Source organism: Brevundimonas sp. UBA7534, from assembly GCF_002479325.1.
GTDB lineage: Bacteria > Pseudomonadota > Alphaproteobacteria > Caulobacterales > Caulobacteraceae > Brevundimonas.
On record NZ_DLMO01000020.1, the window covers coordinates 5,002 to 5,406 of the forward strand.

Sequence of the window (405 nt, forward strand, 5' to 3'; positions counted from 1 at the left end):
CGGCCGCGGCCACCGCCCGCGCGACGCGGGCCGGGACTTTGGAGCATCAGACATCGACTTCGATCCGGTCGCCATGCGACGCTGCATATTCCAGGGCGTAATCCCGTTCGCCCGGGGTTTCCGAATGAACCGTGGCCAAGGGGTCGCCGGCCGCCACTTCCATGCCAAGGCGGACGCGCATCGGCCCGTGCTGGTGGGCAAGCTGTTCATCTTCGCGCGCATGCCGGCCGCAAATCGCGTCCACCTGGCCCCGGATCTCGCCAGCGCCCGTCACATTCCCAAGGACTTCCGGCGCGGTCGGACGTCTGAAGCTCGACCTGGTGATGGAAACCCTCCTCGCTCTGGCGCTCCTCGTCGTGGTCGTGGTCGCGGTCATGGCGCCCTGTCTCCGGTCACGCCCATCAC

The 405-nt window shown here is 68.1% G+C and carries 1 protein-coding gene; it reads right to left on the reverse strand.

Annotated elements, in window-relative coordinates:
* Positions 1-46 precede the first annotated feature (46 nt).
* Positions 47-405, reverse strand: a 359-nt coding sequence (locus B2U11_RS01305; RefSeq protein ID WP_292069225.1) for a hypothetical protein, incomplete at its 5' end; no start/stop codon positions are given.